Genomic DNA, 19,367 nt, shown 5'->3' with positions numbered 1-19,367 from the left:
CTTTTCATCGCGTCAAGCCTGCCTGGAGGACCCGATGAGAATCAACACCTGCATTGCCGTGGCATTGTTCGGAACCGTTCTCTGCACTCCCACCGCCAATGCGCAGCAAGCACTGCGCGGCGAGGGCGAGGCCGTTCCCGGCAGCTACATCGTCGTCCTCAAGGACGGCGTCAGCGCCTCCCCGCAGAGCCTGCTGAGCAAGTACGAGGGCAGGCTCAAGCGCACCTACAAGGCCGTGCTCAACGGCTTCTCCGTGCGGGACATGTCCGAACTGCAGGCCAGGCGGCTCGCCGCGGACCCGAATGTCTCCTACGTCCAGCGCAACCTGGTCCTCTCCGGCCAGACCACGCAGTGGAACGCGCCGTGGAACCTGGACCGGATCGACCAGGGCACCCTGCCCCTCAACAACCGGTACACCTACCCGGACAATGCGGCGGCAGGTGTTCGCGCTTACGTTCTCGACAGCGGCGTGCGAATCACGCACAACGAATTCGAAGGTCGCGCGTCGCACGGTTTCGACTTCATCGACGACGACGCTGACGCCAGTGACTGCGCGGGCCACGGCACCCACGTCGCCGGCACGATCGCGGGCCGGACGTCCGGTGTCGCCAAGCGGGCGCGGGTCGTCAGCGTGCGGGTGCTCGGCTGCAACAACAGGTCCGACCAGGACAGCGTGGTCGCCGGCATCGACTGGGTCACTCTCAACGGCGTGCGTCCCGCGGTGGTCAACATGAGCCTCGGCGGGCTGGGCCAGGACGAGCTCATGGAGAACGCCATCAGGCGGTCGATCGCGGCCGGGTTCACCTACGTGCTCGCGGCGGGCAACGACGGCCGTGACGCGTGCGGTTTCACCCCGGCCCGGCTGCCGGAGGCGATCACGGTCGGGGCCACCGACCGCAACGACAACCGGTCGGTCTGGCCGCAGTGGGGCACGGCGTCGAACTGGGGCCGTTGCGTCGACGTCTGGGCGCCCGGCTCGGACATCAGTTCGGCCTCGCACGTCAACAACTTCGGTCTCCGGCTCGACAGCGGCACGTCGATGGCGGCGCCCGCCGTGGCCGGGGCGGCGGCGCTGCACCTGAGCGCGAACCCGAACGCGACGAACCAGCAGGTGCGGGACGCGCTCGTGAACGGCGCGAGCGCGAACACCCTGCGCGGCCTGCAGTTCGGCTCGCCCAACAGGCTGCTGCGCATCGGGCAGTAGGGAACAGGTAACCCGATGCGCAGTCGTGGGAGTAGCGAGCGAGGGCCGCTACTCCCACTCCCATTTGATGCCGTGCACGGAGCCCGCCTGGGCTTCGTGCACGACCAGGTGCGCGGACGCGGTCGTGCCGATCCAGAGGTCCCCCGTCTCCACCTCGGGCGCCCCCTTCTCGGACCGCGTGAAGCTGTAGCAGCGCACCGGCACCGCGTCAGGGTGGAACTCGACCTCCAGCACGTAGTCGCGCAGGTTGCGGATGAACGTGCGGTCCGCCGAGGCGCTGTCCGCACCGGGGTCGGCGATCATCCTGAGGTCGACGAGCGCGGTGTCGCCCGCCCGCAGCACCCGGTCGAGGATGATCTCGGCGACGAGCAGGTTGTGCTCGTCGTCCCTGCGCACACGACCTACCCGGCACGACCTCTTGGCGACGATGTCGCCGGTGGAGAGGTCGGTGTCCTCGGCGACCTTCGCGACGAGGAGCCGGTCGACGCCGTCCTCGAACGCCTCGATCACCGAACTGGTCCGCATCTCGATCTCACGCCGGTCGGAACCGATCACGACCACGTCTCGCAGGCTGATGTACTTCGCGGGGGACGCCAGCAGCCTGTCGACGCGGTTGATGGCACGACCGAGGTCGACCGCAGCCTCCTGCCAGATCCCCTCCAGCGCGGCGGCGCGCTCGACCCATCGCCCGCGCGGTCGCTTGTCGCCGAGGCTCCCGGTCAACGTTCCCGGCTGCAGCTTCAGGATCTCTTCGAGCACCGCGACGGCGTGCAGCGACTCCGGCCGTTCCGGGCGGCTGCGGCCCCGGCGCCAGTAGCTCAGCGTCGACTGGCTCACCTGCACGCCGCGCAACTCGAGGTGGCGCTGGATCCGTTCCAGACTGAGCCCGCTCGCCTCCACGGCCTTCGCCAGCGCCACAGCGAAATCCTGCATGGAGGAATGCTACGGCCAGTGATCAGAACCGGCTCGCCCAGCACTGCGAGTGCGCAAAACTCCAGTGCGCCACAGTTTTGACAGTATTGCGCACTGAAGTTTCGAACCTGTTATCCGGAGCACAACTCGCGTTAGTTTCTTGGTGTTCCCCAGTTCATTCCCTGCCAGGAGGAACCCCCATGGCACTTCGGCGTCATGTCGCCATCGCGGCGGCATTGGGCATCGCTTCCACAGCTCTGTGGACGCCCACCGCGATCGCTGAAGAAGCAGTGCTGCCCGGTGCGGGCACACAGGCGGTCGAGGGCAGCTACATCGTGGTCCTGAAGGACGGAGCGCGCACCCCTGCCAGCGCGTTGGCGTCCCGCTACCAGGGCAACGTCAAGCACACCTACAGCGCCGCGCTGAACGGGTTCTCGGTCACCGGAATGTCCGAACGTCAGGCGCGGAGGCTCGCGGCGGACCCGGACGTGCAATTCGTCGAGCGGAACACGTTCGCCACGATCCAGGAGACACAGTCGAACCCGGTCTGGGGTCTCGACCGGATCGATCAGGCGAACCTGCCGCTCAACCGGGCCTACACGTACCCGAACACCGCGTCCAACGTGACGGCGTACGTTCTCGACACCGGAATCAGGAAAACGCATTCCGAATTCGAGGGCCGTGCATCCGACGGTTACGACTTCATCGACAACGACGCCGTCGCGCAGGACTGCCAGGGCCACGGCTCGCACGTCGCCGGCACGGTCGCGGGCAGGACCTACGGCGTCGCGAAGAAGGCCAAGCTCGTCGGCGTCCGCGTCCTCGACTGCAACGGCAGCGGCCCGTGGGACGGCATCATCCGCGGCATCGACTGGGTGACGGCCAACGGCAAGAAGCCCGCCGTCGTCAACATGAGCCTCGGTGGCAGCGGCACGAACACCTCGCTGGAGAACGCCGTCAGGCGCTCGATCAGCGCGGGCTTCACCTACGTGCTGGCGGGCGGCAACAGCGGCCAGGACGCGTGCAACTTCACCCCGGCCCGCACGCCGGAGGCGATCACGGTCGGTGCGTCGGACCGTGCCGACAAGCGTTCGATCTGGACGGCCGGCTCGTCGAACTACGGCAGGTGCCTCGACATCTGGGCACCCGGTAGCGACATCGTGAGCGCCTCGCACAGCAGCGATACCGGCACGCGGTCCATGGGCGGCACGTCGATGGCCTCCCCGCACGTCGCCGGAGCGGCCGCGCTCTACCTGAGCGCGAACCCGGCCGCGACGCCCGCCCAGGTGCGCAACGCCCTGGTCGGCGCCGCGACGCCGAACAAGCTGACCGACATCAGGACGGGTTCACCGAACCTGTTGCTGAAGGTCTAGGAACTCGCTGTCGCCGCCCCCTGCAGCGGTGACGGCCATCCTGGGCGCCCTTGATGAGCAGGCCGAATGCGGCTCGGCCGAGCGCATCGTTCCGACTGGGGGCGCTTGCGGTGGGAGTGGGAGTGGGAGCTACTCCCACTCCCACCGCACTCCATAGATTCCGGGCTTCGAGTTCCGCACGTGGATGTGCGTCGAGGCCGTCGTACCGATCCACAGGTCGTTCAGCGCGGTTTCCGGTTCGTGCAGCGACGGCCGCGCGAACTGGAAACATCGTGCGGGCACCGCGTCCGGGTGGAAGTCGATCTGCAGCGTGTACTCGTTCACCGGCCGCAGGAACCGCCGGTCGCAGACCTCGCTGTCCGCGCCGGGTCTCATCCGGACCGTGTAGTCGACGAGAGCCGTCTCACCCGCTCTGAGCATCCGGTCGAAGAGGATCTCCGCGACGAGGAACCCGGTGGAGTCCTCACTGCGCACCCTGCCGAGCCGGCACGGCGGCCCCGCCTCGATCGACGGCACGCCGAGGTCCGTGGCGTCGGCCAGCTGGATCGCGAGGAACCTGTCGACGCCGTCCTCCAGCGCCTGGATCACGCCGGTGCAGCGGTTGCGGACCTCACGGCGGTCCGGCCCGACCACCTGCCGGTCCTGCACGCTGAGGTACGTCGTCGCCGTCGGCTGCAGCCGGTCGATCCGCGACATGACCTCGCCGAGGTCGGTCGCCCGCGAGTCCCACATGTCCTCGATCGACAGCGACTGGTCCACCCAGCGCCCACGCGGCCGTTTGTCGCCCAGCCGGTCGGTCAGGAAGCCCTCACCGAGGTCGAGCAACTCCTCCAGGGCGGCGACGACCTTCAACGACTCCGGGCGTTCCGGGCGGCTGCGGCCGCGGCGCCAGTAGCTGAGCGTCGAGATGCTGACCTGCATGCCCCTGGCGGCCAGGTGGTGCTGGATGCGTTCGAGGCTGAGGCCGCTGTTGTCGACGGCTTTCGTCAGGGCCTCCGCGAAATCCACCACAGTGACACCGTACGGCCCCGCACCTTCCGCCAATAGGCCCACACGGAGGGTAATGAGACGCCAGTCTCAATTGGTGCGTTCCCCCTGACGCCACACCGAGTGGGTCAACGGGACGCCGGGGCGGTAGGCCAGATGCGTGATCGAGGGTGCGTCCAGCACGTGGAGATCCGCGCGCGCACCAGGCCTGATGACGCCGACGTCGGTGCGCCGCAACGCCTGCGCGCCGCCCGCTGTGGCCGCCCAGACCGCTTCCTCGACGCTCATCCGCATCTGCAGGACCGCTGTCGTCACGCAGAACGCCATCGACGAGGTGTACGACGAGCCGGGGTTGCAGTTGCTGGCGAGCGCGACCGTCGCGCCGGCGTCGAGCAGGGCGCGGGCGGGCGGCAGCGACTGGCGGGTCGAGAGGTCGCACGCCGGGAGCAGCGTGGCGACGGTGTCCGACGACGCCAGCGCGTCGATGTCCGCAGCGGACAGGTACGTGCAGTGGTCTACCGAGGCGGCGCCGAGTTCCACGGCCAGCCGCACGCCGGGACCCTCGCCGAGCTGGTTGCCGTGGACGCGCAGGCCGAGGCCCTTCGCCGCGGCCGCCTGGAGCACGGCCTTCGACTGGTCGTAGTCGAAGGCGCCCTTCTCGCAGAACACGTCGGCCCAGCGCACGAGGGGCGCGACGGCGTCGAGCATCTCGCCGCGGACCAGGTCGACGTAGGTGTCGGCGTCCTCGCCGGGCGGCACGAGGTGGGCGCCCAGGAACGTGACCTCGTCGGCCTCCTCGGCGGCGATACGGGCACTGCGGACCTCGTCGGCCACGTTCAGGCCGTAGCCGGTCTTGGTCTCGATGAACGTCGTTCCCTGGCGAAGGGCTTCGGCGATGTGCTTGCGCACGACCGCGGCCAGCTCCTCATCGGTCGCGGCACGGGTCGCATTGACGGTCACGGCGATGCCGCCCGCGGTGTACGGCTTGCCGGCCATGCGGGCACCGAACTCGGCGGTCCGGTCGCCCGCGAACACCAGGTGGGTATGGCTGTCGACCCAGCCGGGCAGGACCGCGCGGCCCTCGACGTCGACGCGCTCGTCCGCCGCCGGGGCGTCGCCCACGTTGCCGACCCAGGCGATCTCCGCGCCGTCGATCACCAGCGCGTCACCGGTGACCTCGCTGTTCGTGGTCAGCTCACCGATGCCGGTGATCAGCACGCTCATTCCCACAGCTCCTCGATCGCGTCCGCCAGCAGCCTGCCGACGTCACCCAGAGTCTCGTGCACTCCCCCTGCGGCGACCACCCGGCCGCCGACGACCACGGTGTCCACATCGGACGCCGTCGCCGACAGGAGAACCTGCTGCGGCAACGAACCCGCGGTGCGCGGCGTCGAGCAGCTGATCGCCACGAGGTCGCACGGCGCACCCGGCTCGATCCGCCCGCCGTCCCGGCCGAGCGCCGAGTGACGGGTGGCCGCGCCGAGCAGTTCGGCCGGTGAGAAACGGCCGCGCTGACCGGTGCGGAGCCGCTCGTTGTGTTCCAGGGCGCGGGTTTCCAGCAGTGGGTCGATCACCGCGTGCTGGTCGCTGCCCAGCGAGAGGGGACTGCCCGCGTCGGCCAGTTCGCGTGCCGGGCCGATGCCGTCGGCCAGGTCCGCCTCGGTCGTCGGGCAGAAGCACGCGCCCGTGCCGGAGCCGCCCAGCAACGCGATGTCCTCGGGCGTCAGGTGTGTGGCGTGCACGGCCGTTGTGCGAGGTGAGAGTGCACCAGCTTCGTGCAGGAGCCCGGTCGGCGTGAGGCCGTACGCGGCCAGGCACGCTTCGTTCTCGGCGGGCTGCTCGGAGAGGTGGACGTGCAGCGGGGCGTCCGGGAACGCCTGCGCCACTACGGAGAGCTCGGCTCGCGGCACGGCGCGGACCGAGTGGATCGCGGCACCGACGCGCATCACGTCGTCGGACTTCAGCTCGGCGACCCGCGAAGCCCACGCCTCGGCGGTGCCGTCGGAGAACCGTTGCTGCACCTCGTTGACGGGTTGGTCGATGCCACCCGCGAGGTAGCAGGTGTCGAGCAGCGTCAGGCGGATGCCGGCGTCTTTCGCCGCCTCGCGCAGGGCGTAGCCGAACTCGTTCGACCTGTCGTGGACGTAGTGGAACTCACCCACGGCCGACACTCCGGCGAGTGCCATCTCGCCGTAGACCGCGCGGGCCAGGCGGTAGTACGACTGCGGGGTGAGGCGGGAGGCCAGCGCGTACATGCCCTCGCGCCACGTCCAGAACGTGCCGCCGCCGTCGTGCGTACGGCCCCTGAGGGCACGGTGGAACGCGTGCGAGTGGGCGTTCGCGAAGCCCGGCACCACGATGCCGTGCAGCCGCCGCACACCCAGGGGAATCGTGTCCACTGTAGACACGTTGGCGATCACGCCGTTCTCGACCCTGATCAGGACGCGCTCGGCGAGCCCGGCGGGCAACCAGGCTCGCTCGCACCAGAAGTTCACGAGCCGAGGTGTTCGATAGTCGCGGCCAGCGCCCTGACGCCCTCGTCGACGTCGGCCTGCTCGGCGAACTCCTCCGGCGCGTGGCTCACGCCGGTGGGGTTGCGCACGAACAGCATCGCGGTCGGCACGTGCGCGGCGAGGATGCCGGCGTCGTGACCCGCCCCGGTCGGTAGCGCCGGAACGCCACCGAGCGCCCCAGCGATGTCGTCCCGCAGTGCGGAGTCGAAGTACACCGTGTCGCCGTACGACTCCTCGGTGATGGTGATCTCGCAGCCTTCCTCCTTGGCGGCCTGGTGGGCCGCCTCGGAGATCTCCGCGACCATCGCACGGGTGCGTGCGTCGTCGCTGTCCCGCGCGTCCAGCCAGACGTCCACAGTGGACGCGATGACGTTGGTGCCACCGGGGTTGGGGACGAGCCTTCCCACGGTGGCACGCCCGCCTGCCCTGGCCGCCTTCCTGGCGGCGAGGACGAGTTGGGAGGCCGGAAGCATCGGGTCGCGGCGGTCTTCGATCAACGTCGCACCGGCGTGGTTACCCTCACCGGAGAACGTGAAGCGCCACCGGCCATGCGCGAGAATGCTGCTCGCCACGCCGACCGGCACCGTCAGGCCGCGGCCCTGTTCGACGTGCAGCTCGACGAACTGCCCGATGCGCCTCAACGCCCGTTCGTCGCGGCCGGCCAGGTCGGGGTTGTAACCGGCGGCCTTCATCGCCTCGGCCAGCGTGATGCCGTCCGGGTCCTTGAGCGCCAGCGCCTTCTCCGGCGAGATGGCGCCGGTCAGCAGCCGCGAACCGAGGCAGGCGACACCGAACCGGCCGCCTTCCTCCTCGGCGAAGACCGTGATCGCGAACGGCCGCGCGGGCTTGAACCCCTTGGCCTGCAGGAGGTCCACGGCTTCCAGCGCCGACGTCACCCCCAGCGGGCCGTCGAACGCGCCGCCACCGGGCACCGAGTCCAGGTGGCTGCCGGTGATGAGCGCGTTGTCGCCGCGCTCGCCCCACCACGCCCAGAGGTTGCCGTTCTGGTCGGTCTCGACGTTCAGGCCGCGCTTGACGGCCTGCTCGACGAACCAGTGCCGCAGCTCCAGCTCCGGCTTGTCGTAGCCGTGGCGGGAGTAGCCGCCGCGCTTGGTGTCACGCCCGACGTCCGCGATCTGGTCGAGCATCAGCCCTCCATCGGAATGCGCACGCCCTTGTCGGCGGCCACCGACTTCGCCTCGTCGTACCCGGCGTCCACGTGCCGGATGACGCCCATGCCGGGGTCGTTGGTCAGCACGCGCTCGATCTTCTGCGCGGCCAGCGGAGTGCCGTCCGCGACCGTCACCTGGCCGGCGTGGATCGAACGGCCGATGCCGACGCCACCGCCGTGGTGGATCGACACCCAGGTGGCGCCGGAGGCCGTGTTGACCAGGGCGTTGAGCAGCGGCCAGTCCGCGATCGCGTCGGAACCGTCGGCCATCGCCTCGGTCTCGCGGTACGGGGAGGCCACCGAGCCGCAGTCGAGGTGGTCGCGGCCGATGACGATCGGCGCGGACAGCTCGCCCGACGCCACCATCTCGTTGAACTTGAGGCCCGCGAGGTGCCGTTCGCCGTAACCGAGCCAGCAGATGCGGGCGGGCAGGCCCTGGAACTCGACGCGCTCACCGGCCATCTTGATCCACCGGTGCAGCTGCTCGTTCTCCGGGAAGAGCTCCAGGATCGCGCGGTCCGTGGCAGCGATGTCGGCGGGGTCGCCGGACAGCGCGGCCCAGCGGAACGGGCCCTTGCCCTCGCAGAACAGCGGCCGGATGTAGGCGGGCACGAAGCCGGGGAACGCGAACGCGCGGTCGTAGCCGCCGAGCTGCGCCTCGCCGCGGATCGAGTTGCCGTAGTCGAACACCTCGGCGCCGCGGTCCATGAACCCGACCATGGCCTCGACGTGCGCGGCCATCGACTCGCGGGCGCGCTCGGTGAACTCCTCGGGCTTCGCGGCGGCGTAGTCCTGCCACTCCTCCAGCGGGACGCCGACGGGCAGGTACGCCAACGGGTCGTGCGCCGAGGTCTGGTCCGTGACGATGTCGACGGCGACCTCGCGGCGGAGCAGTTCGGGCAGGATCTCGGCCGCGTTGCCCACGACACCGACGGACACGGCCTCACCGGCAGCCTTGGCGGCCAGCACGCGCTCGATCGCCGAGTCCAGGTCGTCCGCGACCTCGTCGAGGTAGCGGGTCTCCAGACGACGCTGGGCGCGGTGCGGGTCGACCTCGATGCACAGCGCGACGCCCTCGTTCATCGTCACGGCCAGCGGCTGCGCGCCACCCATGCCGCCGAGGCCCGCGGTGACCGTGAGCGTGCCGCGCAGCGTGCCGTTGAAGCGCTTGGTGGCGACGGCGGCGAACGTCTCGAACGTGCCCTGCAGGATGCCCTGCGTGCCGATGTAGATCCACGAACCGGCGGTCATCTGCCCGTACATCGTGAGGCCCTCGGCCTCCAGGCGGCGGAACTCGGGCCAGTTCGCCCAGTCCGGCACGAGGTTCGAGTTCGCGATGAGCACGCGCGGCGCCCACTCGTTCGTGCGCATGACGCCGACCGGGCGTCCGGACTGCACGAGCAGCGTCTCGTCGGCTTCGAGGTTCTTGAGCTCGCGGGTGATCGCGTCGAACGACGGCCAGTCGCGCGCGGCCTTGCCGGTGCCGCCGTAGACGACGAGGTCCTCGGGACGCTCGGCGACGTCCGGGTCGAGGTTGTTGTGGAACATCCGCAGGGCAGCCTCGGTCGACCAGTTCTTCGCGGTCAGCTCGGTGCCGCGGTCAGCGCGAACAACCATTACAGGGCTCCACTTCGGATCAGGGCCTCGGCGGCGGCGATCTCGGGCGCGAGGTGACGGTCGGGACCGGGTCCCTGGACCGTCTCGCGCAGCTTCGCCACGGCGGCGGCCGTCGCGGGGGCGGGCTTGAGGGGCGCGCGCAGGTCGAGGGCCCGTGCGGCGGTGAGCAGTTCGATGGCCAGCACGGTGGTGAGTCCGTCCACGGCCTTGCGCAGCTTGCGGGCGGCGGACCAGCCCATCGACACGTGGTCCTCCTGCATCGCGGAGGACGGGATCGAGTCGACGGACGCCGGTACGGCCAGGCGCTTGAGCTCGGACACGATCGCCGCCTGGGTGTACTGGGCGATCATGTGGCCGGAGTCGACGCCGGGGTCGTCGGCGAGGAACGGCGGCAGGCCGTGCGAACGCGAGACGTCGAGCATGCGGTCGGTGCGGCGCTCGGCGATCGACGCCACGTCCGCGAGCGGGATGGCGAGGAAGTCCAGCACGTAGGCGACCGGGGCGCCGTGGAAGTTGCCGTTGGACTCGACGCGGCCGTCCGCCAGCACCACCGGGTTGTCGATCACGGACGACAGCTCGCGGTCGGCCACCGTCGCCGCGTACGCCACGGTGTCGCGCGCCGCGCCGTGCACCTGCGGTGAGCAGCGCAGCGAGTACGCGTCCTGCACGCGCGTGCAGTCCGGACCGCGGTGGGAGGCGACGATCTCGGAGTTCTTGAGGAAGGCGAGCATCCGGGCGGCGCTGACGTTCTGCCCGGGGTGCGGGCGCAGGGCGTGCAGCTCCGGGGAGAAGACGCGGTCGGTGCCCAGCAGGGCCTCGACGCTCATCGCGGCGGTGAGGTCGGCGATGTCCAGCAGCCTCGTGAAGTCGGCGATCGCCAGCGACAGCATGCCGAGCATGCCGTCGGTGCCGTTGATCAGCGCGAGGCCTTCCTTCTCGGCCAGCTGAACCGGTTCGATGCCTGCTTCGGCGAGTGCTTCGGCCGCGGGCACGAGCTCGTTGCGCGAGTTACGGACCATGCCCTCGCCCATCAACGCCAGCGCGCTCGCCGACAACGGCGCGAGGTCGCCGGAGCAGCCCAGCGAGCCGTACTCGTGCACGATCGGCGTGATGCCGGCGTTCAGCATCCCGGCCATCGCGTCCACAGTGGACAAGCGGACGCCGGTGTGGCCGGTCGAGAGCGTGCGCAGGCGCAGCAACATCAGCGCCCGGACGACCTCGCGTTCGACCTCGGGACCGGCACCGGCGGCGTGCGAGCGGATCAGCGACCGCTGCAGCTGGGCACGGCTGTCCGGCGGGATGTGCCGGACGGCGAGCGCGCCGAACCCGGTCGAGACGCCGTAGGTGGGGCGTTCGGCCGTGGCGAGCTGTTCGATGTGGCCGCGGGCGGTGGTGACCGCCTCGCGGGCCGCCGCGGTGATCTCCACCGGGGCGCCGTCGCGGGCGACGGCATGAACGTCCTCGAGGGTCAAAGGCTTCGGACCCAGCTCCACCGGTTGTCGCATGGAGACATCACAGCGCTCCGGGGCCGGATCAGCGACCCCGGAGCGCCCGATGGTGTCTGGGACCCCAGACAGGCTGCCTAGAGGCCCTTGCCGATCCAGCCCGTGTCCGGCTGGCCGGCGATCTCGACCTTGTTCACCAGCTCGATCAGCTCGTCGGACCAGGCGCTGGAGGTCGCCGAGATCCACAGGCCGCCGTCCTGAACCGCCACGGTGTTGCCGCTGCGCACGCCCTGCTTGCCGCGCACGGTCAGCGCCTCGTTCGGCGCGGGCAGCTCCGGCCTGTCCGTCGCCACCTGCACGGAGATCGAGTTCCTGCCCAGCGACGAGTGCCACTTGTCCGGCGCGGTGCCGCGCACGAGCTCGGCGTACCTGCCTTCGAGCTTGAACGGCGGCTCGTGGGTGATCTTGGCGTCGGCTCGCACCGACTCGGCCACGCGCAGAGCGACCTCACGTGCGTCGCTCACCCCGCTCATGGTCACCTCCAGGACGTCCTGCGCCTTCCAGACGACGGTTGCGGCGTCCCCCCTGACCTGCACCCACGCCTCCAGGCCGCGGACATTGGCCGGCTCCCACCCGTGGGTGTCCGGCATCCCGCCGAGCGCTCTGATCACGAGGCTCGGATTGTTGTAGGGCGTAGCGCCCGCGGGACCCCACACCCTGGTGGGCCCCACGTTCGTGGCGCGAAGGCTCTCGACGAACCCGGACGGCAACCAGTGCGGTGCGTACTTGAACGCGACGCTCTTGCCGTTGTCCTGCACGAGCGCCGCGGCGGCGTCGTTGGCGTTCGGCGGCGTGTACCTGTCGCTGGCGATGACGCCCGCGAAGATCAGGACGACGACCGCGGCCATGCCGGCCGTGGCGATCAGGAAGATGTTGTTCCGCTGCCTCTTCCGCTTGCGCCGCAGGGCGTTGAGCGTCGGGCCCGGATGCGGAGTGCGTTCGGCCAGCTGGCCGAGTGCCTCCTTGATGAGCTGTTCGGTGTCGTTCACGACAGGCCCTCCCCTAGCCGCAACCCGACACCAGCGGGTTCCGGCGTGTGGTCCAGGCGGAGTGTGGCCAGCGCACGCGAGATGTGGCTGCGCACGGTTCCCTCGGCACAACCGAGCATCTGTGCGATCTCCGAGTCCTCGTAGTTCTCGTAGTAGCGGAGCACGACGGCGGCCCGCTGTTTGCGGGGCAGCTTCGCGATCCGCTGCAACATTGCTTCCCGCTCGTCGTAGTGGTGCGTCTTGTCGCCGACGGGCGGGGTGACGGACTCGAGCGTCGTCATGCAGAGAGCGACGTCCTTCGCGGCCCTGCGTCTGCGCCACGAGAGGTACTCGTTGGTCACCATGCGCTTGACGTAGGCGTTGGGGAGGTCGACTGAACCGATGCGGTCCCACTTCTGCTGCGCGCGCAGCAGCACTTCCTGGACCACGTCCTGGGCCAGGTGCGGGTCGCACGTGAGCACGGTGGCGTAGCGCAGCAACGGGGTCACCTGTGCTGCCACGAAGTCATCGAAACTCGGTGTCAATCCCGACCCCCTTCAAAACCGTCACGCCCCTCTAACGCACCTCAGGCCTGTTCTGTTGAGTGTGCCCTGATGTCGTAACGGCGTGGGCTGCATCACGTGGGAAAATCACGGATGTGGGCAGCAGCAGTGACGTTCCCGCGCTGCGGCGAGGGTTGGCGGTCCTCCGGCTGCTGGCGGGCAGACCGGGGCCCGTCTCCGCGGCGTCCGTCGCGCGCGAGCTGAATCTGCCCAGGTCCACGACCTATCACCTGCTGGCGGAGCTGACCGAGGCCGGCTTCGCGACGCACTTCCCCGAGGAGAAGCGCTACGGCCTGGGCGTCGCGGCGTTCGAGCTCGGCTCCGCCTACCTGCGCCACGATCCGCTGGAACGCCTGGCCCGGCCGCTGCTGCGCAGGCTCGCCGATCGGATGGAGAAGGTCGCGCACCTGGGCGTCCTGCATGGCGCCGAGGCCCTGTACCTCGTCCGCGAGCAGCCCCGGCAGCCGCAGTCGATCGTGTCCGACGTCGGCGTCCGGCTGCCCGCCCACCTGACGGCCTCGGGCCGCGCGATGCTGGCGAACCTGCCTCCGGCGCAGGTCAGGGCGTTGCTACCGTCCGTGGCCTCGTTCGTCGACCGCACCGGTCGCGGCCCGCACAACCTGCCGGCGTTGCGCCGGCTGCTGACGCTGGAACGGCGGCAGGGCTGGTCGGTCGAGGACGGGTTCGTGACGGCCGGGTTCGCCTCGGTGGCCGCGCCGGTGTTCGACCACGGTGAGCGGCCGATCGCGGCCATCACGCTGACGTTCCGGCACGTCTGCGACACGCCCTGCGGGCAGACGTGGCCCGACCTGGCCAAAGAAGTACTCAAGGCGGCCGAGGAACTGACCGTGCGGATCGGTGGGCACGCGGCTTCAGGATAGTAGCCATGTACAGTATCTGCCATGAGCAGCGCGGAACCGACGGCTGGGCACCTCGTGTGGCGCCTGGCGATGAAGTGGCGGACGGCCGTTGACCGCGCGTTGGACCCTCTCGGGCTGACGCACGCGCAGTACGTCGTGCTGTCGTCGCTGCTGGCCCTGGACCGGCCCTCCCAACGCGAACTGGCCGATCACACGGGCCTGGAAGCGTTGTACGTCTCGAAGCTGGCGCGCTCACTGGAGGCGTCGGGATTCATCTCGCGCACACGGGACGCCGTCGACACACGGACCGTGCGGCTTGCTCTGACCCCACACGGCCTCTCCACTGTCGAACCTGCCATCGAGCTGGTCCGTTCGCTGCTGGACCGCCTGCTGGAGCCGCTGGGCGACCGGACCGACGCGCTGTCCCGCGACCTGACCGCACTGCTGGCCGTTCCCCTCTGAGGAGCCCCGATGCCCGCTGTTCCCGTCCTCGACTCCTCGATCCACTACCTGGAGTCCGGCTCGGCGCCGTACGTGTTCCTGCACGGCAACCCGGGCTCGTCCCACTCCTGGCGCAACGTGCTGCCGGAACTGGGTGGCCTGGCACCCGACCTGATCGGCATGGGCCGCTCCGGCAAGCCGGACGTCGCGTACTCGTTCGCCGACCACGCCCGCTACCTCGACGCGTGGTTCGACGCCCTCGAACTGGACCGCGTGGTGCTGGTGGGCCACGACTGGGGCGGCGCGCTCGCGTTCGACTGGGCGGCCCGGCATCCCTCGCGCGTGGCCGGCATCGCGTTCTTCGAGACGATCGTGAAGCCGATGACCGGGTCCGAACTTCCCCTGCCCGCACAGGAACGGGTGCGCCGCTTCCGCACACCGGGGCTGGGCGAGGAACTGGTGCTGTCCGGCGACGGGTTCGTGCGGCAGGCGTTCACCGGTGGTGTCCGCACACCGGTGTCCGAGGAGGACATGGCGGCCTACCTGGCGCCGTTCCCCGATTCCGCGAGCCGCCGGCCGGTGCTGGCGTGGGCGCGGCAGATGCCGTTCGACGGCGAACCCGCCGAACTGGTGCTGCGGATCGAGGCCTACGGCGAGTGGCTCGGCACGTCCGAGGTGCCGAAGCTGCTGGTGACGTTCGAGAACTCGCCGACGTTGCTCATCGGGCGGCAGCTTCAGGACTGGTGCTCGGAGAACATCGCCGCGTTGGACGTGGTGGCTGTCGGTGAGGCCGGGCATCACGCTCAGGAGGACCGGCCGAAGGAGATCGCGGCCGCCATCGCCGCTTGGGCGGAGCGCCACAGCCTGCTTGCATAGTGCGCATGGGGGACATTCACATCGAGGAACTCGACTTCGCCAGTGCCGGTGAAGCCGATCAGCGCGCTCTGTTCGACCTGCAGGTGGCCTGGTGGACGAGCGCCGTACCGGCACGTGAGCTGCCGGACTTCAGCGGATGGGTGCGGCGGCGGCAGGTGTCTGAAGTCGGCTGGGGCCGCCCGCGGTTCGCCGTTGCCCGGGAGAACGGGCGCATCGTCGGCTATGCGGACGGATATCTGCCGACGGCAGACAACGTGCACCTCGTCGCGGGCAACGTCGTGGTGGATCCGCGGTGGCGAGGCCGGGGCATCGGTACCGCCCTGCTCCGGTTCGCCCTGCGCCAGGCAAACCGGGAAACGGCGGAAGTGTCATGGGTTCCTGAAGGCAGCGAGGGTGTGCGGTGGGCCGCCAACCGCGGTTTCGCCGTCGTCAGCGCGCTCACCCTGCAGGAGCTCGTGCTCACCGATCCGCTGCCCGAGGTGGGCGAGGTACCGGCCGGGTACCGCCTGACGCAGTGGACGGGACGGGCGCCGGACGAACTCCTCGACGCCTACGTCGACGCGCTCAACTCGGCGAAGGACCAGCCCATGGGCGACAGTGCGATCGAGCTCGCCACGTACACACGAGAACGAGTGCGGCTGGAAGAAGAAAGCCTGTCAGCCACAGGCATCGACGTGTGGGTGGTCCTCGCGACACACGGCGACGAAGCTGCCGCGGTGACGGTGCTGCACCGGACCCTCTCGCGGCCTTCTGTTGGCCACCAACGGCATACCAGCGTGCTTCCCGCGCATCGTGGCAAGGGCCTCGGCCGGCTGGTCAAAGCACACTTGCTCCGCCAGCTGACCGGCATCGAGATCATCGAGACCGAGACGAACAGCACCAACGAGCACATGCGGCGGATCAACCACTCGCTCGGCTTCACCGACCGGATCACGACCGTCGACCTGAGCGCCCGCGTGGCCGATCTGAAGCTCTAGGAACGACAACGGGGCGGACACCCGAAGGTGCCCGCCCCGTCCGTTCGTCAGGTCAGATGCCCGCGGAGGCGAGCCACTCCTTGGCGACCTTCTCCGGTTCCGGCTTGTCCGGCGCCGAGAGCTTCTGGTTCAGCTCCAGCAGCACCTTCGTGTCGAGCTTCTTCGAGATGGCGTTGAGCGTGTCGCGGACCTGCTGCGACGCCTTCTTCTCGTTGATGAGCGGCAACACGTTCTGCGCGGCGAAGACGTTCTTCGGGTCTTCCAGCACCACGAACTCGTTGGCCTTGATGGCCGCGTCCGTCGTGAACAGGTCGGCCGCCTGCACCGTGTTGTCCTTCAGGCCGGCGACGGTCAGCGGGCCGCCGACGTCGAGGGACTTGAACTCCTTGAACTCGCAGGCGTACTTGGCCTTCAGGCCCGGCAGGCCGTCCGGGCGGTTCTGGAACTCCGGCGGGCCGCCGAAGACCAGGTCCTTGCAGTACGGCACGAGATCGTCGATCGACTTCAGGCTGTACTGGGCCGCGATCTGCTTCGTGACGACGACGGCGTCCTTGTCCTCGGCGGAGGACTTGTCGAGCACGATGAGGTTCTGCGGCAGAGCCTTCTTCAGCGCCGCGTACACCTCGTCGGAGCCGACTTCCTGCGCCTCCTTGTTGATGTACTTGAGCAGTACGCCGGTGTACTCGGGGATCAGGTCGATCGAGCCGTCCTGCACGCCCTTGTAGTACAGCTCCCGGTTGCCGATGTTCAGCTTCTTGGACACCTTGACGCCCTTACTGGACAACGCTTCCGCGTAGATCTCCGCGAGCAGGCGCGACTCGGGGAAGTTGCCCGAACCCACGACGATGGTGTCCGTCGGGGCCGGGTTGTCGGCGCCGCCCGTCAGCGGGTCACCACCGCACGCCGACAGAAGCATCACGGCAGCGACAGCCGTGGCAATGCGCTTCATCTCTTTCCTCCGGTTCCCACTGGACGCAGTCCTGGCGAGACCGTCAGCCTTTGCAGGCCGGCGAACCCCAGGTCGACGAGTACGGCGAGCAGTGCCACGAGCACCGCGCCGGCGAGCATCTGTCCGAAATCCTGCAGGGCGAGGCCGTCGAAGACGAACCTGCCGAGACCACCGGCGCCGGTGTAGGCGGCGATGGTGGCGGTCGCGACCACTTGCAGTGCGGCGCCGCGAAAACCGCCGTAGATCAACGGAAGCGCGTTCGGGATCTCCACCTGGAGCAGCACGCCCGACTCCCGCATGCCGACGCCTCTCGCGGCGTCGACCGTCACCGGGTCGACCGCGCGGACGCCCGCGTACGTGCCCGCCATGATCGGCGGGATCGCCAGCAGCACCAGCGCGACGTACACCGGGAAGTCACCCAGGCCCGCCCACAGCACGACGAGGATCAGCACCGCCGTGGTCGGCAACGCCCTCAGGGCGTTCGAGAGTCCGACGATCACGAACCCGCCCTTGCCGGTGTGCCCGACGAACGCGCCGAGCGGGATCGCGATCAGCGCCGCGATCACCAGGGTCAGCAACGTGTAGCCGAGGTGTTCCAGCAACCGCAGTGGAATCCCGGTCGAGCCGGACCAGTGCGCGGGATCGAAGAGCCAGCCCATCTCAGCTCACCTCCCCGCCCGTGCCCACGGCGTGAGCAGCCGTCCGATCAGCAACAGCAGTCCGTCCGCGAGCACCGCCAGCACGACGGTGCCGATCAGGCCCGCGAGGACCTTCGGGGTGTTGTCCGTCTGGTAGCCCTCGGTGAAGAGCTGGCCGTAACCGCCGAGCCCGACGAGCGCGCCCACGCTCACCATGCTGATGTTCGACACGGTCGCGACGCGCAGGCCCGCGATCGTGACCGGCAGTGCCAGCGGGAAGTCGACGGTGAGGAAGCGCCGCAGCGGCCGGAACCCCATCGCGTTCGCCGCGGCGATCACGTTGCCCGGCACCGCGGACAGCGCGTCCGCGACCGAGCGCAACATCAGCGCGACGGTGTAGACCACCAGCGGCACGATGACGTTGATCTCGTCGAGGATCTTCACGCCGATCAGCACCGGCGTGATCACGATCAGCGCGATGGACGGGATCGTGAACAGGACGTTGGCCAGCGGGAAGAGGACCGCGCGCGCCGTCTGCGACCGGTTCGCCCACCACCCGAGGGGGATCGAGAGCACGAAACCGATCAGCACCGGCACGGCGGAGAGCCGGAGGTGCACCTCGGTGACTTCCCAGAACCTTTCCCAGTTCTCGAAAATCCAGGTCACTTCGGGACCTCACCCGCCGCGCGGGCCTTCGCGAGCGCCTGGATCACGTCGCCGGCCTGGACCACGCCCGTGACCGCGCCGACGCCGTCGACGACCACGCCGAGCGCGGACGGCGAGCTGAGCGCCGCGTCGAGCGCGCCGCGCAACGTCGTGCCGTCGTAGAGCGAGCCGCCGGAGATCAGGTCCTTCTCCCTGACCTCGACCTCACCGTCCACACCGGACAGCCAGCCCTTCGGCCGGTTCTCCTCGTCGACGACGAGGGTCCAGCCGGCGACGGTGATGCGCTCGCCGAGCTTCGCGGTGGTGACGGGGTGCACGGGCACGTCCGCGTGCAGGAACGTGAGGGTGCGGTAGCCGCGGTCACGTCCGACGAACGAGGCCACGAAGTCGTTGGCGGGGGCGGCCAGCAGCTCGGTCGGCCGCGCGTACTGCGCGAGGTGCCCGCCCGTCTGGAACACCGCGACGCGCTCGCCGAGCTTGAGCGCCTCGTCGATGTCGTGCGTGACGAACACGATCGTCTTGTCGAGTTCCGCTTGCAGGCGAAGGAGTTCGTTCTGCAGGTCCTCGCGGACCACCGGGTCGACGGCGCTGAACGGTTCGTCCATCAGCAGCACCGGCGGGTCGGCCGCGAGCGCGCGGGCGACACCCACGCGTTGCTGCTGGCCGCCGGAGAGCTGCGCCGGGTAGCGCTTGCCGAAGTTCGCGTCGAGCCCGACGATCTCCAGCAACTCCGCCGCACGCGTGCGGGCCCTGCGTTTGTCCCAACCGGACAGAAGAGGAACGGTCGCGATGTTGTCGAGCACGGTCCGATGCGGGAAGAGGCCCGCCTGCTGGATCACGTAGCCGATGCCGCGCCTGAGAGTGGGCGGGTCGACGGTCAGGACGTCCTTGCCGTCCACCAGGATCGTGCCCGACGTGGGGTCGATCATGCGGTTGACCATGCGCAGGGACGTCGTCTTGCCACAGCCGGAAGGACCGACGAACACCGTGATGGTGCCCGCCTCGACCGTGAGGTCGAGCTCGTCGACAGCGATGGTCCCGTCCTCGAACCGCTTGGTTACGGCCCGGAACTCGATCACCCTTCGGATCCCTCCGGTCGCGACGACCACCCCGATTGGGCCGCCCTGGATGTAGATCCCAACGACCT

General features: G+C 69.6%; 19 protein-coding genes. 6 read left to right on the top strand and 13 right to left on the bottom strand.

The features are described 5' to 3' along the window. The first annotated feature begins 34 nt into the window (after positions 1-34). On the top strand, positions 35-1,204 hold the full coding sequence (locus IG04_RS0111705; protein ID WP_084400918.1) for a S8 family peptidase: 1,170 nt from the start codon (positions 35-37) through the stop codon (positions 1,202-1,204). 48 nt (positions 1,205-1,252) lie between these two features. On the opposite strand, the gene IG04_RS0111700 is transcribed toward IG04_RS0111705, so the two are convergent. Then, on the bottom strand, positions 1,253-2,137 hold the full coding sequence (locus IG04_RS0111700; RefSeq protein ID WP_144065212.1) for a hypothetical protein: 885 nt from the start codon (positions 2,135-2,137) through the stop codon (positions 1,253-1,255). A gap of 179 nt (positions 2,138-2,316) precedes the next feature. Here IG04_RS0111700 and IG04_RS0111695 point away from each other — a divergent pair, with 179 nt between their 5' ends. Next, positions 2,317-3,489 (top strand): S8 family peptidase, encoded by a 1,173-nt coding sequence (locus IG04_RS0111695; RefSeq protein ID WP_030476618.1) that lies wholly within the window; start codon positions 2,317-2,319, stop codon positions 3,487-3,489. Between the two features lie 129 nt (positions 3,490-3,618). Here the strand turns inward: IG04_RS0111695 and IG04_RS42520 are convergent, their stop codons facing one another. The 8 genes from IG04_RS42520 to IG04_RS0111655 all read right to left on the bottom strand — a co-directional run bounded on the left by IG04_RS42520 (position 3,619) and on the right by IG04_RS0111655 (position 12,795). Then, positions 3,619-4,500 carry a hypothetical protein gene (locus tag IG04_RS42520; protein ID WP_144065211.1) on the bottom strand — a complete coding sequence of 294 codons (882 nt, stop codon included), beginning with the start codon at positions 4,498-4,500 and terminating at the stop codon, positions 3,619-3,621. A 66-nt stretch (positions 4,501-4,566) separates the two neighbouring features. After that, positions 4,567-5,700, bottom strand: coding sequence for an imidazolonepropionase (gene hutI / locus IG04_RS0111685; protein WP_030476616.1), 1,134 nt, complete (start codon positions 5,698-5,700; stop codon positions 4,567-4,569). Continuing rightward, complete coding sequence (locus IG04_RS0111680) at positions 5,697-6,971, bottom strand: formimidoylglutamate deiminase (protein WP_030476615.1); 1,275 nt, start codon at positions 6,969-6,971, stop codon at positions 5,697-5,699. The genes hutI and IG04_RS0111680 overlap by 4 nt, the downstream gene beginning before the upstream one ends. Continuing rightward, positions 6,968-8,137: an allantoate amidohydrolase gene (locus IG04_RS0111675; RefSeq protein ID WP_030476614.1), complete on the bottom strand. Its 1,170-nt coding sequence runs from the start codon at positions 8,135-8,137 to the stop codon at positions 6,968-6,970. The genes IG04_RS0111680 and IG04_RS0111675 overlap by 4 nt, the downstream gene beginning before the upstream one ends. Then, the gene (hutU, locus tag IG04_RS0111670; protein ID WP_030476613.1) at positions 8,137-9,777 is read right to left on the bottom strand and encodes a urocanate hydratase; all 1,641 of its coding nucleotides are present in this window, start codon (positions 9,775-9,777) and stop codon (positions 8,137-8,139) included. The genes IG04_RS0111675 and hutU overlap by 1 nt, the downstream gene beginning before the upstream one ends. After that, positions 9,777-11,282 (bottom strand): histidine ammonia-lyase, encoded by a 1,506-nt coding sequence (hutH, locus tag IG04_RS0111665; protein WP_030476612.1) that lies wholly within the window; start codon positions 11,280-11,282, stop codon positions 9,777-9,779. The genes hutU and hutH overlap by 1 nt, the downstream gene beginning before the upstream one ends. 77 nt (positions 11,283-11,359) lie before the next feature. Next, the gene (locus tag IG04_RS0111660; RefSeq protein WP_030476611.1) at positions 11,360-12,271 is read right to left on the bottom strand and encodes a hypothetical protein; all 912 of its coding nucleotides are present in this window, start codon (positions 12,269-12,271) and stop codon (positions 11,360-11,362) included. Further along, complete coding sequence (locus IG04_RS0111655) at positions 12,268-12,795, bottom strand: SigE family RNA polymerase sigma factor (RefSeq protein ID WP_030476610.1); 528 nt, start codon at positions 12,793-12,795, stop codon at positions 12,268-12,270. The genes IG04_RS0111660 and IG04_RS0111655 overlap by 4 nt, the downstream gene beginning before the upstream one ends. 113 nt (positions 12,796-12,908) lie before the next feature. On the opposite strand from IG04_RS0111655, the gene IG04_RS0111650 reads away from it, so the two are divergent. From IG04_RS0111650 to IG04_RS0111635, 4 genes are read left to right on the top strand one after another with little or no spacing between them, the layout of a single operon-like run. Further along, positions 12,909-13,694 (top strand): IclR family transcriptional regulator, encoded by a 786-nt coding sequence (locus IG04_RS0111650; protein ID WP_030476609.1) that lies wholly within the window; start codon positions 12,909-12,911, stop codon positions 13,692-13,694. A 21-nt stretch (positions 13,695-13,715) separates the two neighbouring features. Further along, positions 13,716-14,135 (top strand): MarR family winged helix-turn-helix transcriptional regulator, encoded by a 420-nt coding sequence (locus tag IG04_RS0111645; RefSeq protein ID WP_030476608.1) that lies wholly within the window; start codon positions 13,716-13,718, stop codon positions 14,133-14,135. 9 nt (positions 14,136-14,144) lie between these two features. Continuing rightward, a complete protein-coding gene (locus tag IG04_RS0111640; RefSeq protein WP_030476607.1) occupies positions 14,145-14,990 on the top strand; it encodes a haloalkane dehalogenase in 846 nt (281 codons plus the stop codon). Between the two features lie 5 nt (positions 14,991-14,995). Further along, complete coding sequence (locus tag IG04_RS0111635) at positions 14,996-15,967, top strand: GNAT family N-acetyltransferase (protein WP_144065210.1); 972 nt, start codon at positions 14,996-14,998, stop codon at positions 15,965-15,967. Between the two features lie 52 nt (positions 15,968-16,019). Here the strand turns inward: IG04_RS0111635 and IG04_RS0111630 are convergent, their stop codons facing one another. From IG04_RS0111630 to IG04_RS0111615, 4 genes are read right to left on the bottom strand one after another with little or no spacing between them, the layout of a single operon-like run. Next, complete coding sequence (locus tag IG04_RS0111630; protein WP_030476605.1) at positions 16,020-16,916, bottom strand: ABC transporter substrate-binding protein; 897 nt, start codon at positions 16,914-16,916, stop codon at positions 16,020-16,022. Next, positions 16,913-17,575: an ABC transporter permease gene (locus IG04_RS0111625; protein ID WP_030476604.1), complete on the bottom strand. Its 663-nt coding sequence runs from the start codon at positions 17,573-17,575 to the stop codon at positions 16,913-16,915. Before IG04_RS0111625 ends, IG04_RS0111630 begins: the two co-directional genes overlap by 4 nt. A 6-nt stretch (positions 17,576-17,581) precedes the next feature. Next, entirely contained in the window at positions 17,582-18,220 is a 639-nt protein-coding gene (locus tag IG04_RS0111620) for an ABC transporter permease (protein WP_030476603.1), read from the bottom strand. Beyond that, a complete protein-coding gene (locus tag IG04_RS0111615; RefSeq protein WP_030476602.1) occupies positions 18,217-19,299 on the bottom strand; it encodes an ABC transporter ATP-binding protein in 1,083 nt (360 codons plus the stop codon). The genes IG04_RS0111620 and IG04_RS0111615 overlap by 4 nt, the downstream gene beginning before the upstream one ends. Positions 19,300-19,367 lie beyond the last annotated feature (68 nt).

This window comes from Lentzea albidocapillata (assembly GCF_000719115.1).
Classification (GTDB): Bacteria; Actinomycetota; Actinomycetes; order Mycobacteriales; family Pseudonocardiaceae; genus Lentzea; species Lentzea albidocapillata.
This window is presented reverse-complemented; position numbering and strand designations above follow the sequence as displayed.

Bases quoted from the DNA above. Each gene is read 5' to 3' on its own strand.
- IG04_RS0111705 (WP_084400918.1), top strand. From the start codon at position 35: ATGAGAATCAACACCTGCATTGCCGTGGCATTGTTCGGAACCGTTCTC.
- IG04_RS0111700 (WP_144065212.1), bottom strand. From the start codon at position 2,137: ATGCAGGATTTCGCTGTGGCGCTGGCGAAGGCCGTGGAGGCGAGCGGG.
- IG04_RS0111695 (WP_030476618.1), top strand. From the start codon at position 2,317: ATGGCACTTCGGCGTCATGTCGCCATCGCGGCGGCATTGGGCATCGCT.
- hutI (WP_030476616.1), bottom strand. From the start codon at position 5,700: ATGAGCGTGCTGATCACCGGCATCGGTGAGCTGACCACGAACAGCGAG.
- IG04_RS0111675 (WP_030476614.1), bottom strand. From the start codon at position 8,137: ATGCTCGACCAGATCGCGGACGTCGGGCGTGACACCAAGCGCGGCGGC.
- hutU (WP_030476613.1), bottom strand. From the start codon at position 9,777: ATGGTTGTTCGCGCTGACCGCGGCACCGAGCTGACCGCGAAGAACTGG.
- hutH (WP_030476612.1), bottom strand. From the start codon at position 11,282: ATGCGACAACCGGTGGAGCTGGGTCCGAAGCCTTTGACCCTCGAGGAC.
- IG04_RS0111645 (WP_030476608.1), top strand. From the start codon at position 13,716: ATGAGCAGCGCGGAACCGACGGCTGGGCACCTCGTGTGGCGCCTGGCG.
- IG04_RS0111640 (WP_030476607.1), top strand. From the start codon at position 14,145: ATGCCCGCTGTTCCCGTCCTCGACTCCTCGATCCACTACCTGGAGTCC.
- IG04_RS0111635 (WP_144065210.1), top strand. From the start codon at position 14,996: ATGGGGGACATTCACATCGAGGAACTCGACTTCGCCAGTGCCGGTGAA.
- IG04_RS0111630 (WP_030476605.1), bottom strand. From the start codon at position 16,916: ATGAAGCGCATTGCCACGGCTGTCGCTGCCGTGATGCTTCTGTCGGCG.
- IG04_RS0111625 (WP_030476604.1), bottom strand. From the start codon at position 17,575: ATGGGCTGGCTCTTCGATCCCGCGCACTGGTCCGGCTCGACCGGGATT.